The following is a 15008-nucleotide window of genomic DNA, read 5'->3' as shown; positions in this document are numbered from 1 at the left end:
CGACCCGGTTGCAGTAGAGCCACACCACTGCAACCGGTGGGGTCAGGCGCGGGCGCTCAGGGCCGCGGTCTCGGCCGTCAGGGCCTCGACGACCGGCTCCGGGGCGGGATGGCCCGCGGCGGCCATCCAGTTGGCCAGCAGGCGGTGGCCGTGCTCGGTGAGCACCGACTCGGGATGGAACTGCACGCCCTCGATGGGCAGCGCCCGGTGCCGCACCGCCATGATGACGCCGCTGTCGGTGCGGCCGGTGACCTCCAGCTCCGAGGGCAGGGTGTCCGGCCGGATCGACAGCGAGTGGTAGCGCGTGGCGACGAACGGGTCGGGCAGACCGGCGAGCACCCCCGCGCCCTCGTGGTGCACCAGCGAGGTCTTGCCGTGCAGCAGCTCGGGCGCCCGTTCCACGACCCCGCCCCAGGCCGCCCCGATCGCCTGGTGGCCCAGGCACACGCCGAGCAGCGGCAGCTCGCGGTCGGCGCACCGCCGGATCGCCTCGACGCTGATCCCGGCCCGCTCGGGCGTGCCCGGCCCGGGGCTCACCAGCACCCCGTCGACGTCGCCGAGCTCGTCGAGGTCGACCTCGTCGTTGCGCCGCACCGTGGTGTCGGCGCCGAGCTGGGCGAGGTACTGGACGAGGTTGTAGACGAAGCTGTCGTAGTTGTCGATCACGAGCACGCGCATGGGCACCAGTGTGCCCCGGCGCGCGACTCAGTTGCCGAAGAACCCGCCCCCGCCGTCGCCGATCGTGATGACGAGCTCGTCGCCCTCCTGGTAGGACTGCCCCTCGCCGATCGACTGCTCGATCACGCGGCCGTCCTGGCTGTCGTCGCTGACGTTGCGCTCGCGTTGGGTGACGTCGCGCAGGCTGATCCCGGCCTGCTGCAGGGCGCGCAGGGCGTCGCCGCGGTCGAGCCCGATGAGGTCGGGCATCGTGACCTGGTTGCCGCGCGAGATCTGCAGGGTGACCGTCGAGCCCGGAGCGGCCTGGGCCCCCGCGGCCGGGTTGGTGCCGACGACGTCACCGCTCTCGCCGGACCCGTCGACCTCGGACTCCTGGACGGTGAAGCCGGCCGCCTCCAGCGTCTGGCGGGCCTGCTGGCGGCTCTGGCCCGACACCGACGGCACCTCCCGGGTGGTCGGCCGGGTGCCGATGACGACCGCGACCGCGCTGCCACCGGGCGCGTCCGCGCCGGCGGCCGGGGTCGACCGGATGATCCGGTCGATCAGCGCCTCGTCGGTGGTCTCCTCGGGTACCTGTTCGCCCAGCGAGAGGCCTCGGGCGGCCAGCGCCGTCTGTGCGTCGGCGATCGTCAGGCCGGCGAGCGGGGGTACCGCGGCCACAGCAGGACCGGACCCGACGAAGATCGTGACGTTCGCCCGTTCCTGGACCTGCGTGGTCGCGGAGGGGTCGGTACGCACGACCCGGCCCTGATCGTCGACCGTGGACTCCTCCGTCTGGATGTTCGGGATCAGGCCGGCGTTGATCAGGGTGGTCCGGGCCGCCTCCTGTTCCTGGCCGACCACGTCGGGCATCGCGAACTGCTCCGGTGCGGCCGGCCCCCCGAAGATCTGGAACGCCACGAACCCGATCAGTGCCAGCGCCACCGCGACGGCCGCCACGATCCCGACGATGCGCCCGGTGCTGCGGCGCGGCTCGTCGTCGTAGTACTCGGTGGGGGCGGCCGGGGGCAGGGTGTGCCGTCCGCCGTTGACCCGCCGGGTGGGGCCGGTCTGGTGGGCGAGCATCGCGGTGCGCTCGTCCTCGCTCATCACCGCGGGCGCCATCGGGGCCTGCCCGCTGCGCACGCGGACCAGGTCCGACCGCATCTCGGCGGCGGACTGGTAGCGGTTGGCCGGGTTCTTCGACAGCGCCTTGAGCACCACCGAGTCGAGCGCGGGCGGGATCTCCGGGTTGAGCTCGGAGGGACGCCGCGGGTCCTCGCGGACGTGCTGGTAGGCGACGGCGACCGGGGTGTCGCCGGTGAACGGCGGCTCCCCGGTGAGCAGCTCGAACAGCACGCAGCCGGCGGCGTAGACGTCGGAGCGGGCGTCGACGGCCTCGCCGCGGGCCTGCTCGGGCGAGAGGTACTGGGCGGTACCGATCACGGCCGCGGTCTGGGTGACGTTCTGGCCCTCGCCCAGCGCGCGGGCGATGCCGAAGTCCATCACCTTCACCGCGCCGGCATTGTTGATCATGATGTTGGCGGGCTTGACGTCGCGGTGGATGATCTGGTGCCGGTGGCTGAAGTCCAGCGCCGCGCAGACGTCGGCCATCACCTCGATGACGTGCTGCTGGGTCATCGGGCCCGTGGTCTTGACGATGTCGCGCAGCGTCTGCCCGTCGACGTACTCCATGACGATGTAGGGCAGCGGACCGGCCTCGCTCTGCACCTCGCCGGTGTCGTACACGGCGACGATCGCGGGGTGGTTGAGGGCGGCGGCGTTCTGGGCCTCGCGCCGGAAGCGCATCTGGAACTGCGGGTCGCGGGCCAGGTCGGCGCGCAGCACCTTGATCGCGACGTCACGGCCCAGCCGGGTGTCGAGCCCGTGGTGGACCTCGGACATGCCTCCGTAGCCGAGCGTCTCGCCCAGCTCGTAGCGCTCGGACAACAGGCGGGGGGTGGTCATCGCGGCCTCTGGGAGGTTCGTGTGGACGAGGTCATCATGCCGGGCGCCGTGTACGCCCGAGGTGTTCCCCCCACCACCCGAGCGCCGGTCGGCGTGTTGTGCGGGCTCACCGGACCGTTCCTGAGTCGATCATCGAGCCGGCCGCCACCCCCTGGGGCGCCACCACCCGTACCCCCGCGCCCGTGCCCGGGTCGCCCTCCCCGAGAGCCCGGACCACGAAGATGCCGAACACCACCGCGGCGACGGTGAGCAGCACGAACAGCACGATCAGCAGCCCGCGACCCGGCCCGGTGGCCGGCTGCAGCCGCAGGGGCTCCGTGGGGGGCCGGCGGGCGGGCTCGTGGTGACGCTCGGCCGCGCGTCCCTCGGCACGGGCGCCGGGCCCGGTGTCGGGCCGCGGCTCCGGGAGCCGGTGCGGGCCCGAGGCGTGCCGCCCCGGCGTGTACCGCCCGTCGGGCGCGGCCCCGGGCGGCGGCGGCGGGGCGGGCGCGCGACGCCGGGTGCGGGCCTCGGGGGGCGGGGCCACCGGGGTGGACCCGCCGCGGGGCGTGAGCCCGGACGGCACCGGCAGCGCCTGCCCGCGCCGGACGGCGGCCACCGCCTCGGCGAACTCCCCGCCCGTCGCGTAGCGCTGCGTCGGGTCCTTGACCAGCACCGACTCGATCAGCTCGCGCGCCTCGACCGGGATCGTGCCGGGCAGCGGCGGCGGCTCGTCGCGCACCTGCATCATCGCGACGGCCACGGCGCTGTCGGCGCGGAACGGCCGGTGCCCGGCCAGGCACTCGTAGCCGACGATGCCGAGCGAGTAGACGTCGCCCGCGGGCCCGGCTTCGGCCCCGCTGGCCTGCTCGGGTGCGATGTAGTGCGCGGTGCCCATCACCATGCCCGAGCGCGTGACGGGCACGGCGTCGGCGGCCTTCGCGATGCCGAAGTCGGTGATCTTGATGAGCCCGTCGGTGCGGACGAGGATGTTGCCCGGCTTGACGTCGCGGTGGACGAACCCGCGCTCGTGCGCGGCCTGCAGCGCGCGGGCGGTCTCCTCGATGATCCGCAGCGTCTCCCCGGCCTCGATCGGCCCGCGGGCGATGACGGCCGACAGCGGCTCGCCGCGCACCAGCTCCATCACCAGGTACGCGGTGCGCCGCCCGCTGTCGGACGGGTCGTCCTCGCCGTAGTCGTGCACGGCGGCGATGCCGGTGTGGTCGAGCGAGGCCACCGTGCGCGCCTCGATCCGGAACCGGTGCAGGAACTCCTCGTCGTCGGACAGCTCCGGCCGCAGCACCTTGACGGCCACGCTGCGCCCGAGGCGGGTGTCGGAGGCCTCCCAGACCTCGCCCATCCCGCCGACGGCGATGCGTCGGTCGAGCTGGTACCGGTCGGCGATGAGCACCCCGGCCGCGAACGCCCTCACCGCGCCGGGCCCCTCACTGGGAACCCCGCAGCGCCGCACCGATCACGGCGCGGCCGATCGGGGCGGCGACGGCGCCGCCGGTGGCGGCCAGGTTGTTGCGGTCACCGCCGGACTCGACCAGCACCGCGACCGCGACCTGCGGGTTCTCCGCGGGCGCGAACGCGACGTACCAGACGTGCGGCGGCGTGCTCTTGGGGTCGACCCCGTGCTCGGCGGTGCCCGTCTTCGCGGCGATCTGGACGCCGCGGATCTTGCCCTCGCCCTGGTAGCTGTTCTCGTTGTTGACCATCAGCTCGGTGAGCGTGCGCGCCACCCCGGGGCTGACGGACTGGCCGATCTGGTCGGGCTCGGTGGTGTCGAGGGTCTCCAGGTCCTGGCCCTGGATCTCCGAGATCAGGTACGGCGCCATCAGGCGGCCGCCGTTGGCGATCGCGGCGACGACCATGGCGTTCTGCATCGGGGTGAGCGCGACGTCGCGCTGCCCGATGCTGGTCTGCTGCAGCGCCGCGGTGCTCTCGATGTCGCCGATCGTCGACGGGACGACGCCCATCGGGATCGCGATGTCCTCGGTGCCGATCCCGAACGCCTCGGCCTGGTCGCGCAGCGCCTGCTCGCCCAGCTGCTCGGCCAGCTCCGCGAACGCGGTGTTGCACGAGCGCTGCAGGGCGTCGCGCAAGGACGCGGTCCGGCCGGTGCCGCAGGCGTTGCCGTTGAAGTTCTGCAGCGGCGTGGCGGTGTCGGCCAGGGTGATGCTCGACGCCGCGGTGAACTGGCTCTCCGGGGTGTAGCGACCGCTCTCCAGGGCCGCGGCGACGTCGATCAGCTTGAAGGTCGAGCCCGGGGGGTAGATCTCCTGGATCGCCCGGTTGGTGAGCACCGGCGGGTCGGCGTCGGTGTACTCCGCCCAGGCGTCCTGCTGGGTCCGGGCACCCTGCGCGGCCAGCGGGTTCGGGTCGTAGGACGGCGTGGAGGCCATGGCCAGGATCGCGCCTGTCGAGGGCTGCAGCGCCACGACCGAGCCGGTGTAGCCGTTCTCCGAGAGCGCGTCGTAGGCGGCCTGCTGCACCGCCGGGTCGATCGTGGTGACGACGTTGCCGCCGCTCGGGTCGCGGCCGGTGATCAGGTCGGACAGGCGGCGGGTGAACAGCCGGTCGTCGCTGCCGTTGAGGACGTCGTTGGCCGCCCGCTCCAGGCCGCCCGCGCTGTAGATCAGCGAGTAGTAGCCGGTGATCGAGGCGAAGGCGGGCCCGTCGGGGTACTCGCGCTGGAACGGGTACTGGCCGTCGGTCTCGACGCTGCGCGCCAGCACCTGCCCCTGCGCGCTGATCTGCCCCCGCTGGCGGGAGTACTCCGCGAGCAGGACGCGCTGGTTGCGCTGGTCGGTGCGGTAGTCGCCGGCCTTGACCACCTGGATGTAGGTCAGGTTGGCCATCAGGAGCAGGACCATCGCCATCACGGCGATGGCGATGCGGCGGACGGGGGTGTTCACAGCCGGAAACCGATCATGAGGGCCGCTCCACCAGCTCGGTCCCGGCCTCCGCGATCGGCGGCAGCGGGACGGCCGGGCGCCGGGGCAGCGGCGCGCGTGCGGCGTTGGAGATGCGCAGCAGCAGCGCGACCAGCGCGTAGTTGGCGACCAGCGAGCTGCCACCGTAGGACAGGAACGGCAGCGTCAGGCCGGTGAGCGGGATCAGCTTGGACGCCCCGCCCGCGACGATGAACACCTGCAGGGCGAGCGTGAACGCCAGGCCGGTGGCCAGCAGCTTGCCGAAGCTGTCGCGCACGGCGAGCGCGCTGCGCAGCCCGCGGGTGATCAGCACCAGGTAGATCACCATGATCGCGGCGAGCCCGATCAGGCCCAGCTCCTCGCCCAGCGAGGAGAGCATGAAGTCGCTCTCGGCGAACGGCACCAGCTCCGGGCGGCCCGCGCCGAGACCGGTGCCGCCGAGCCCGCCGGTGCCCAGGCCGAACAGCGCCTGGCCGATCTGGAAGCCGGCGCCGTCGAAGTCGGCGAACGGGTCGATCCAGATCTGGACGCGGGTGCGGACGTGGCCGAACAGCTGGTAGGCGACGAACCCGCCCGCGGCGAAGAACGACAGCCCGATCAGCATCCAGGACACGCGCTCGGTGGCCGTGTAGAGCAGCACCAGGACGATGCCGAAGAACAGCAGCGAGGTGCCCAGGTCGCGTTCGAGCACCAGCACGCCGACCGAGAACGCCCAGGCGACGAGCAGCGGCGCGAGGTCGCGGGCGCGGGGGAGCTCCATGCCCAGGAAGCGGCGCCCGGCCGTGGAGAACAGGTCGCGCTTCTGCACCAGGAACGCCGCGAAGAAGATGATCAGCAGGATCTTCGCGAACTCGCCGGGCTGGATGGAGAAGATGCCCAGCCGCAGCCAGATCTTCGCCCCGTTGACCTCGGAGATCGACGACGGCAGCACGCCCGGCAGCGCGAGCAGGATCAGCCCGGTGAACCCCGCGGTGTAGGCGTAGGCGGCCAGCTTGCGGTGGTCGCGGACCACCCAGAGCACCGCGACGAACAGCAGCAGCCCGACGCCGGTCCAGGCGACCTGGCGCGGCCACAGCAGCGTCGGCAGGTCGTTGCCCAGTGCGACGGCGCGGTCGGCCTTGGCCAGGTCGAGCCGGTAGATCATCACCAGGCCCAGCCCGTTGAGCAGGGCCACCGCGGGCAGGATCAGCGGGTCGGCGTAGGGCGCCAGCCTGCGGACGGCGAGGTGGGCCCCCACCAGCAGCGCCAGGTAGGCCGCGCCGATGAGCAGCAGGTCGATCGTCAGCGTCTGCTCCTGGTTGGCCTCCACCAGGATGAGCGCGCCGGTGACCAGCACCGCCGCGAACGCCAGCAGCACGAGCTCGATCGTGCGGCCGGTCGGCGGGCCTGCCTGCTCCCGCGCCTCGCCCTGTGCCACCACGTCAGCCCACCGGCCGGCAGTTGATCCCCGGCTCGGGCGGCACGCTCGGCAACGCGGTGGCGCCGTAGTCCGGGAAGGTCACGTCGGGGAGGGTCGGCACCAGCGCCGTCTCGGGCGCGGCCGGGGTCGGTGCGGGGCAGGGGTCGAGCATCTTGGTGCGCAGCCGCTCGACGACGCCCTGCGCGCCGTCCAGCCCCGCGGCGTCGATGCCGCCGCGGACCAGGGAGCGGTCGGACTCCGGCAGGTCGTCGAGCGCGATGTCGGTGCGCTCGGCGACGGTGTGCAGCGGCACCCCCAGCACCTCGCCCTGGACGCCCTGGAAGATCGTGACCCGGTCGGCGTCGGCGCCCACGTAGTACTGCTGGAGCACCCAGACCGTGGCGAGCAGGCCGCCGCCGACGAGGACCACGAGCGCCGCGGCCGCCGCGACGAACAGCCGTGCCCGGGAGCGCCGGGCCACGGCGGGGGCCTCCGCGGCCGGGGCCGTGCGCTGCGGGGCGGGCCGCGTCAGGGTGGTGGCCGACGCGCGGGCGGCGGCGGAGTCGGGGCGGGGGCCGTCGTCGCGGCCGTCGCCCGCGGCACCGCCGACGATCGGGGCGTCCTCGCCGAACTCGATGTCGACGACGTCGGCCACGATGCAGGTGATGTTGTCGGGCCCGCCGCCGCGCAGCGCCAGCTCGATCATGCGGTCGGCGCACTCGCGGGGGTCGCGGTAGCCGCGCAGCGTGTCGGCCAGCGTCTCGTCGCTCACGACACCGGACAGGCCGTCGGAGCAGAGCAGGTAGCGGTCGCCCGCGCGGGCCTCGCGGATCGTCAGCGACGGGTCGATGTCCTGGCCGGTGATGGCGCGCAGCAGCAGCGAGCGCTGCGGGTGCGTGTGCGCCTCCTCCTCGGTGATCCGGCCCTCGTCGATCAGCGACTGGACGAAGGTGTCGTCCTTGGTGATCTGGGTGAGGACGCCGCCGCGCAGCTGGTAGGCCCGCGAGTCGCCGATGTGCACCAGGCCCAGCCGCCTGCCGGCGAACAGGATGGCGGTGAGCGTGGTGCCCATGCCCTCCAGGTCGGGGGCCTCGTGCACGTGGTGGGTGATCGCCGCGTTGCCCTCGACGGTGGCCTCGCGCAGCTCGCGCAGCAGGTCGTCGCCGGGGTCGTCCTCGTCGAGCGGGGCGAGCGCGGAGATCACCAGGGACGACGCGACCTCGCCGGCCGCGTGCCCGCCCATGCCGTCGGCGAGCGCCAGCAGCCGGGGGCCGGCGTAGACGGCGTCCTGGTTGTTCTGCCGGACGAGCCCACGGTCGCTACGGGCCGAGTAGCGCAGGACCAGCGTCATCGGGCGGCTCCGGCGGCTCGGTCGGCGGGCGCGGGAGGGATCCGGTTCATGATCGGAGCTCGATCACCGTCTTGCCGATGCGGACAGGGACTCCCAGGGGGACCCGGGTGGGTCCGGTGACCTTAGCCCGGTCGAGGTACGTGCCGTTCGTCGACCCGAGATCCTCGACGTACCACTCCTCCCCCTGCAGGGAGATGCGGGCGTGGCGGGTCGAGGCGTAGTCGTCGTCGAGCACCAGGGTGGAGTCGTCGGCCCGGCCGATCAGGATCGGCCGGGAGTCCTCCAACGACACCCGGGTGCCCGCCAGCGCGCCCGCGGTGACGAGCAGTTGCCGGGGCATGCGGCCCCGGCCCCCGCCGCGGGGCGCCACCCGACCTCCCCCGGGCAGCATCGACCGGAGCCCGGACGCGGCGTACAGATCCGACCGCACCACCCGGAGCGCGACCAGCACGAACAGCCAGAGGAGGGCCAGGAAGCCCGCCCTGGTCAGCTGCAGCACCAACTCCGGCACTCGCGGCGAACTCCGTCCTGGGGTCTGGTGAGGGTGACTACTGGGTCCGGAAGACCAGGCTCGAGTGCCCGACCCGGATGACGTCACCGTCGTTGAGCTGCCACGTCTGCACCGGGTTGCCGTTCACGGTGGTGCCGTTCGTGGAACCGAGGTCGGTGAGCGTCGCGGCCTGACCATCCCAGCTGATCTCCAGATGACGGCGCGACACGCCGGTGTCGGGAAGGCGGAACGCCGACTCCTGGCCGCGGCCGATCACGTGGCTGCCCTGGGTGAGCTCGTAGTTGCGGCCCGAGCCGTCGTCGAGGCTCAGCGTGGCGGTGTAGCCCTGCTGGCCGTAGCCCTGCTGCTGGCCGTAGCCCTGGTCGTAGCCCTGCTGGCCGTAACCCTGCTGCTGCCCGTAGCCCTGGTCGTAGCCCTGCTGGCCGTAACCCTGCTGCTGGCCGTAGCCCGGCTGCGGCTGCCCGTAGCCCTGGTCGTAGCCCTGCGGCTGGCCGTAGCCCTGGTCGTAGCCCTGCGGCTGGCCGTAGCCGGGCTGCTGGCCGTACCCGGGCTGCTGCTGGCCGTAGCCCTGGTCGTAGCCCTGCTGGCCGCCGTAGCCGGGCTGCTGCCCGTAGCCCTGCTGGCCGTACGGGTCTGCGCCCTGCTGGCCGTAGCCCTGCTGCTGGCCGTAGCCCTGCTGGCCGTACGGGTCGGCGGCGCCGCCCTGCTGGCCGTAGCCCGGCTGCTCGCCCTGGTCGTACCCGCCCTGGCGCTGGTCGTAGGCGGGCGGGGCGTAGGTCTGCTGGCCGTATCCGCCGGGGGCGGGACGGTCGTAGCCGTACTGCCCGTTCTCCTCGGGGTGGCCCGGTTGCTGGCTCATGGGTGCTTCTCCTGCGTCGCGAGCTCGCGTGGCGTCCCGACGGGAAGCGTCGGGGTCCACGGACGAGCGGGTGCGGAACTGTCCCGTGTGCAGCGCATCGGAGCGCTCCAGAAAGACTACGACCTCGCCGTAGGTGTCCCATCCCTGGTCGGCGAGTTGTTCGGTGACGTAGCTCGAGAGCGAGTCGACGATCTGAGCGGTGTCACCGGCCATGCGATCGAAATCGGCTGGTCCGAGCAGCACGGTGTAGCGGTTCGGCGCCAGGAGGCGCCCCCCCGCCAGCTGCTCGATGTGGTCCTCGGCCTCTCGGAGCAGCCCCTGCATGACTTCCTGGGGGACGACACTGCCACCGAAAACCCGCGCGAAGGCGTCGCCCACCATCCCTTGTAGACGGCGCTCGAACTTCTCGACGCGGCCCAACCGATCTTCCTCCGATCACGACGGCGTGTTGCTGACAGCACCGATCGTATCTGTGCTACCCCCCAGCGTGCCGCCCCCGATCCGGGGGTGCGGCACGGGGGGTCGGACGGGCCGTGCTAGCTTTTCCCTCGCCAGGGCGAGTGGCGGAATGGCAGACGCGCACGGTTCAGGTCCGTGTGTCCGAAAGGACGTGAGGGTTCAACTCCCTCCTCGCCCACAACATCATCCGGAGGCCCGCCGTGGGCCTCCCGGCCCGTCGGGATCCCGACGTCGGCCCCTCTCCCTCCCGTTACGGGACCGAGACCTGTCGCCGAGCACGTCCGTGGCGTCGCCGAGCGGTCGCCGTCACCGCCGCACCGCGGGCCGATCCGGGTGGTCGGCGAACACCAGCACGTCCGCGGCACCCTCCGGATCGCGTTCGGCGGCGTACCGGGCGTAGGCCGGCAGCGTCCAGTGCTCGTCGGCGGGTAGGCCCCTGGCCAGTGCGGCCGGACCCATCCGCAGGTGCACGGCCACGTCGAACGGCAGCCCGCGGCCCAGCAGCAACCCGCCCGCGACGACGACCACCCCGTCCGCCGGCAGCTGCGTGTAGCCGTCGCGGAACGCCCGGTCCACCGCCGCGTCGCGGAGCCGGGGCAGCACCCGGCCGGTCGTGGCGGCGGGGTCGAGGACCTCGCGGCGCAGCCCGGCGTCGTCGAGCCAGCCGTCGAGGAACTCGTCGGGGTCGGTGCGGCCGCGCTCCAGGCGCAGCGACGCCGGCCGCAGGAAGTCGGCGGCCGCGACGAGCACCGCGGCCCGGCCACGCGTCCGCAGGTCCCGCGCGACGTGCCCGGCGAGCACGTCGGGCCGGGTGGGCGGCGGGCCGTCGACGACCAGGCGCACCCGGCCCGGTCGGGCCTCGACGAGCGTGGCGACCCGGTCGGCGAGCCGGTCGGGCGTCAGCGGGGTGACCTGCACGCACCCGATGCTGCCAGCCGGTCCGCCGGTGGCGCCCCGGCACCGGGTACCTGCCCGTGGGCGCCTGCTGGCGCCCGACGGCCGACCGGCCCGACACTGGGGCCGTGGAGCCCGAACGCAGCACCGGCACGTCGATCACGCGGGCGCTGCGGATCGTCGAGGCCGTGGCGGCGGCGGGCGACGGCGTCACCGCGAAGGCGATCGCCCGGCGCCTGTCCTGCCCGCTGCCGACGGTGTACCGGGCGCTGGGCACGCTGGTGGAGGAGGGCTACCTCGTACGCCTGCAGGAGAGCCGCGGCTACGGCCTCGGCTACCGGATCGCCGAGCTCCACCGCAGCCTCGCCGACCAGGTCCGGCCCACTGCCCCGGTGCGGACGCTGCTGCACGAGCTGCACGGCTCCGTCGGCGCGGCGACGCACCTGGTCGTGTTCCGCGACACCGACGTCGTCGTGGCCGCCGTCGACGAGTGCGCCGACCATCCACGGCCCGACGGCTTCGACGTCGGCGAGCCGACGCCCGCGCACGCCACGGCCGGGGGCAAGGTCCTGCTCGCCCCGCTGCGCCCGGCGCGGGTCAGCGAGCTGCTGGCGCCCTACGGGATGCCGCGGCTCACCTCCCGCACCCTCGTGGAGCGCCGCGGGCTGGACCGGGAGCTGATGCGGGTGCGCTCGGCGGGCGTCGCGGTGGAGGTGGAGGAGTACCGGCCGGGGATCGCGGGCGTCGCGGCCCCGGTGCCCGGCGCCGTGGTGCGGGCCGCCGTCGGGGTGACGGTGTCGCGTGCGGAGTTCGCGGCGCGGCGCTGGGAGCTGGAGGTCGCCGTCCGCGAGGCCGCGGCGCGCGTCGCCAGGGCCGAGACCGACGACGCCCGCGCGACCGGCGCCCACTAGCCGTGCCCGGGAACTAGCGGGCCAGCGCGTCCAGCTCGCGCAGGGTGGCGGCGGTGCCGTCGGGGCCGTGGTCGGCGAGCTCGAACAGCACCCGGTCGACCCCCGCCGCGGCGTAGGACTCCAGCGCCTCCGGCCGCGGCGACGCCCCGTAGACGGTGACGGGGAGCGGCCCGCGCCCGGTGTCGGCGGCCCGGTCGCGCAGCTCGGCGACCCGGGCGGCGAACGCGTCGAGGCCCGAGACCGGCACGCGCAGCGGGATCCAGCCGTCGCCGTGGGACAGGACGCGGTCGAGCACCGTCGGCCCGCCGCCCCCGATGAGGACCGGGGGGACCCGCGTCGGCTTGGGCCAGGACCAGATGGGGGAGAAGTCGACGAACCGGCCGTGGTACTCCGCCTCGTCCGCGGTCCAGATCGCCCGCATCGCCTCGACGTGCTCCAGCATCCGGGCCGTCCGCCGCGCCGGGTCGACGCCGTGGTGCGCCATCTCCTCGACGTTCCAGCCCGGCCCGATCCCCAGCTCGAACCGGCCACCGGCGATGCGGTCGAGGCTCGCGACGGTCTTGGCCAGCACGATCGGGTCGTGCTGGGCGACCAGCGACACCCCGGTGCCGAGCGCGATCCGCCCCGTCGTCGCGGCGACGGCGGCCAGCGCGACGAACGGGTCGTAGGTGTGGGAGTAGCGGGTGGGCAGCTCGGGGCCGCCGGGCCACGGCGACTCACGGCTGGTCGGGATGTGGGTGTGCTCGGTGAGGAACAGCGCGTCGAAGCCGCGCTCCTCCACCGCGCGACCCAGCTCCACGGGGGTGATTCCGTAGTCGGTCAGGAACGTCACGACGCCGATCTCCATCGGCCGATCATGCAACCGATGCGTCCGCGGGCATAGCCTCACGGGCATGACGGCACCGTTCCGCGCCGACCACGTCGGCAGCCTCCTGCGCCCGCCCGAGCTGCTCGCCGCCCGTGAGCGGCACGCCGCCGGCACCCTCGACGACGTCGGCCTGCGTGCCGCGGAGGACTCCGCGATCCGCGACGTCGTGGCGCTGCAGGAGCAGGTGGGCCTGAGCGCGGCCACCGACGGCGAGTTCCGCCGCACCTCCTGGCACATGGACTTCATCTACCGCCTCGGCGGGATCAGCCGCACCGACCAGAAGATCGAGGTGCGGATGCGCAACGCGAGCGGGGAGGGGGCGTTCACCTCCGCAGGCATGGCCGTCGACTCCCCGGTGCGGCTGGCCGAGCCGATCTTCGCCGACCACTACGCGTTCCTCGCCGAGCAGGTCACCACGGCCGTCCCGAAGCTGACGATCCCCTCACCCAGCATGGTCTACGCCCGCGGCGGCTCCGCGGTGATCGACCGCAGCGTCTACCCCGACATCGAGGGCTTCTGGACCGACCTGTCGGCCGCCTACGCCGACGAGCTCACCGCCCTGTACGGCCTGGGCTGCCGCTACCTGCAGCTCGACGACACCGCCCTGGCCTACCTCAACGACCCCGCCCACCGCGCCGACCTGGCCGCCAAGGGCGACGACCCCGAGACGCAGCACCTGCGCTACATCCGCCAGATCAACGCGGCGATCGCCGACCGGCCCGCCGACCTGCGGGTCACCACCCACATGTGCCGCGGCAACTACCGCTCCTCGTGGGCGGCCGAGGGCGGCTACGACCACGTCGCCGAGGCGCTGTTCGGCGAGCTGGCCGTCGACGGCTTCTTCTGCGAGTTCGACGACGAGCGCTCCGGCGGGTTCTCCCCGCTGCGGTTCGTGCCGCCGGGCAAGCGGGTCGTCCTCGGGCTCGTCACGACGAAGTCGGGGCGGCTGGAGGACGCCGACACGCTCAAGCGGCGCATCGACGAGGCGGCGCAGTACGTGCCGCTCGACCAGCTCTGCCTGTCCCCGCAGTGCGGCTTCTCCTCCACCGTGGAGGGCAACGACCTCACCGTCGACGAGCAGAAGGCGAAGCTGGAGCTGATCGTGCGCGTCGCCGACGAGGTGTGGTCGTGACCGAGGAGGGGCCACGGGGCTGGGCCGAACCGCTCTACGGGGCGGTGCTCGACGCCACCGGCGTCGGCCCCGGCACCCGCGTGCTCGACGTCGGGTGCGGCGGTGGGGGCTTCTCCCGGGCCGCGGTGGCGCGCGGGGCCCGCGTGCACGGCGTCGACGGCGACCCGTCCGCCGTGGCGCTGGCCGCCCGCGAGGTGCCGGAGGCGACGTTCGCCGTCGCGGACGCGACCGACCTGGGCGGGGTCGGGCCCGTCGACGTCGTCGGGCTCGTGCAGCTGGTCGCCCACCTGCGCGATCCGCGGGGCGCGCTGCGGGAGGCCGCGCGGGTGGCACCGGGCGGGTTCGTCGCCGTCACCGTATGGGGCGCGGAGCAGGACTGCGACGTGCGGGCGTTCGGCGAGGCGCTGGCGCCGTGGCTGGGTCCGCGCCGCCCGCCGCCCGAGGACGGCCCGGACCTGCTCGCCGACCTCGTCACCGGGGCCGGTCTGGAGGTACTGGGGTCGGCACAGGTGGTGTGCGCGTTCCGCTACCCCGACGCCGACGCGGTGCTGGGCCCGCTGTTCGACTCCGGACTGGGCCGGCACGCGATGAACGCGGCCGGCCCGGCCGCGGTGCGCGAGGCGGTGCTGGAGCGCCTCGAACGCCACCGCGACGGCGACGGCTACCGGCTGGACAACACGTTCCGGGTCCTCACCGCACGGGCCCCCGCACAGCAGTAGAGCCACCGTCGTCCCACCGGGGCTCCACTGCCGGACGGGAGTGCTAGTCGAGCGGCCCGTCGGTGATCAGGCCGCCGAGCGGGCCCTCGACGAAGCGGGGGTCCGCCTCGACGGGCTCGACCTCGGTGCCGTCGGCGCCCTCGGGGCGGTTGCCGTCGAGGAAGTCGGTGAACTGGGCACCCGCGTCGCCGAGCAGGGCGGAGACGGCGCTGCCGCCCTGGACCAGGTCGTCGGGGGTGGACGGGGCCGCCAGGGCGACACCCGCGCCGCCGAGCAGGGTGGCGGCGACGATCGCGCCGACGAGGAGCTTCTTCTTCACGTCCGGGCCTCTCACATGTTCTCGGCGCCGGCGTAGATCGCCT

14 protein-coding genes and 1 tRNA gene are annotated in these 15008 nt (G+C 73.9%); 4 read left to right on the top strand and 11 right to left on the bottom strand.

Annotated elements, in window-relative coordinates:
• Positions 1-42: 42 nt before the first annotated feature.
• The 8 genes from PHY01_RS22885 to PHY01_RS22850 all read right to left on the bottom strand — a co-directional run bounded on the left by PHY01_RS22885 (position 43) and on the right by PHY01_RS22850 (position 10083).
• Entirely contained in the window at positions 43-678 is a 636-nt protein-coding gene (locus PHY01_RS22885) for an aminodeoxychorismate/anthranilate synthase component II (protein WP_141281766.1), read from the bottom strand.
• 27 nt (positions 679-705) lie between these two features.
• Positions 706-2625 carry a Stk1 family PASTA domain-containing Ser/Thr kinase gene (gene pknB, locus PHY01_RS22880; RefSeq protein WP_141281764.1) on the bottom strand — a complete coding sequence of 640 codons (1920 nt, stop codon included), beginning with the start codon at positions 2623-2625 and terminating at the stop codon, positions 706-708.
• Positions 2626-2731: 106 nt separating this feature from the next.
• Positions 2732-4036 (bottom strand): serine/threonine-protein kinase, encoded by a 1305-nt coding sequence (locus PHY01_RS22875; protein ID WP_246086092.1) that lies wholly within the window; start codon positions 4034-4036, stop codon positions 2732-2734.
• Between the two features lie 13 nt (positions 4037-4049).
• On the bottom strand, positions 4050-5525 hold the full coding sequence (locus tag PHY01_RS22870) for a peptidoglycan D,D-transpeptidase FtsI family protein (protein ID WP_141281762.1): 1476 nt from the start codon (positions 5523-5525) through the stop codon (positions 4050-4052).
• Between the two features lie 13 nt (positions 5526-5538).
• On the bottom strand, positions 5539-6963 hold the full coding sequence (locus PHY01_RS22865) for an FtsW/RodA/SpoVE family cell cycle protein (protein WP_141281760.1): 1425 nt from the start codon (positions 6961-6963) through the stop codon (positions 5539-5541).
• Position 6964: 1 nt separating this feature from the next.
• Positions 6965-8293, bottom strand: coding sequence for a PP2C family protein-serine/threonine phosphatase (locus tag PHY01_RS22860; RefSeq protein WP_141281758.1), 1329 nt, complete (start codon positions 8291-8293; stop codon positions 6965-6967).
• Positions 8294-8339: 46 nt separating this feature from the next.
• Positions 8340-8804 (bottom strand): FHA domain-containing protein FhaB/FipA, encoded by a 465-nt coding sequence (locus tag PHY01_RS22855; RefSeq protein WP_141281756.1) that lies wholly within the window; start codon positions 8802-8804, stop codon positions 8340-8342.
• 37 nt (positions 8805-8841) lie between these two features.
• Positions 8842-10083 carry an FHA domain-containing protein gene (locus PHY01_RS22850; protein ID WP_141281754.1) on the bottom strand — a complete coding sequence of 414 codons (1242 nt, stop codon included), beginning with the start codon at positions 10081-10083 and terminating at the stop codon, positions 8842-8844.
• A gap of 134 nt (positions 10084-10217) precedes the next feature.
• On the opposite strand from PHY01_RS22850, the gene PHY01_RS22845 reads away from it, so the two are divergent.
• A tRNA-Leu gene (locus tag PHY01_RS22845) sits at positions 10218-10300 on the top strand.
• 128 nt (positions 10301-10428) lie between these two features.
• Here PHY01_RS22845 and PHY01_RS22840 read toward each other — a convergent pair.
• Complete coding sequence (locus tag PHY01_RS22840) at positions 10429-11040, bottom strand: nucleoside/nucleotide kinase family protein (RefSeq protein ID WP_141281752.1); 612 nt, start codon at positions 11038-11040, stop codon at positions 10429-10431.
• A gap of 104 nt (positions 11041-11144) precedes the next feature.
• Between PHY01_RS22840 and PHY01_RS22835 the strand changes: the two genes are divergently transcribed.
• Positions 11145-11927, top strand: coding sequence for an IclR family transcriptional regulator (locus tag PHY01_RS22835; RefSeq protein WP_141281750.1), 783 nt, complete (start codon positions 11145-11147; stop codon positions 11925-11927).
• 13 nt (positions 11928-11940) lie between these two features.
• Here PHY01_RS22835 and PHY01_RS22830 read toward each other — a convergent pair whose 3' ends face one another.
• Positions 11941-12774 carry an LLM class F420-dependent oxidoreductase gene (locus tag PHY01_RS22830; protein WP_141281748.1) on the bottom strand — a complete coding sequence of 278 codons (834 nt, stop codon included), beginning with the start codon at positions 12772-12774 and terminating at the stop codon, positions 11941-11943.
• A 46-nt stretch (positions 12775-12820) separates the two neighbouring features.
• Between PHY01_RS22830 and PHY01_RS22825 the strand changes: the two genes are divergently transcribed.
• Both PHY01_RS22825 and PHY01_RS22820 read left to right on the top strand, forming a co-directional pair.
• Positions 12821-13927, top strand: a complete 1107-nt coding sequence (locus PHY01_RS22825) for a 5-methyltetrahydropteroyltriglutamate--homocysteine S-methyltransferase (protein WP_141281746.1) — start codon at positions 12821-12823, stop codon at positions 13925-13927.
• The gene (locus PHY01_RS22820) at positions 13924-14646 is read left to right on the top strand and encodes a class I SAM-dependent methyltransferase (protein ID WP_170183942.1); all 723 of its coding nucleotides are present in this window, start codon (positions 13924-13926) and stop codon (positions 14644-14646) included. The genes PHY01_RS22825 and PHY01_RS22820 overlap by 4 nt, the downstream gene beginning before the upstream one ends.
• Before the next feature lie 43 nt (positions 14647-14689).
• Here PHY01_RS22820 and PHY01_RS22815 read toward each other — a convergent pair whose 3' ends face one another.
• Positions 14690-14965 carry a hypothetical protein gene (locus PHY01_RS22815; RefSeq protein WP_141281742.1) on the bottom strand — a complete coding sequence of 92 codons (276 nt, stop codon included), beginning with the start codon at positions 14963-14965 and terminating at the stop codon, positions 14690-14692.
• Positions 14966-15008: the final 43 nt, after the last annotated feature.

Source organism: Pseudonocardia hydrocarbonoxydans, from assembly GCF_006539565.1.
GTDB lineage: Bacteria > Actinomycetota > Actinomycetes > Mycobacteriales > Pseudonocardiaceae > Pseudonocardia > Pseudonocardia hydrocarbonoxydans.
Note: the sequence above shows the minus strand (reverse complement) of the source record. Positions and strands in the feature narration are given on the sequence as shown.

What these genes read in the sequence shown, in the direction of transcription:
- PHY01_RS22830 (WP_141281748.1), bottom strand. Translation starts at nt 12,774, where the DNA reads ATGGAGATCGGCGTCGTGACGTTCCTGACCGACTACGGAATCACCCCC.
- PHY01_RS22825 (WP_141281746.1), top strand. Translation starts at nt 12,821, where the DNA reads ATGACGGCACCGTTCCGCGCCGACCACGTCGGCAGCCTCCTGCGCCCG.
- PHY01_RS22885 (WP_141281766.1), bottom strand. Translation starts at nt 678, where the DNA reads ATGCGCGTGCTCGTGATCGACAACTACGACAGCTTCGTCTACAACCTC.
- PHY01_RS22860 (WP_141281758.1), bottom strand. Translation starts at nt 8,293, where the DNA reads ATGACGCTGGTCCTGCGCTACTCGGCCCGTAGCGACCGTGGGCTCGTC.
- pknB (WP_141281764.1), bottom strand. Translation starts at nt 2,625, where the DNA reads ATGACCACCCCCCGCCTGTTGTCCGAGCGCTACGAGCTGGGCGAGACG.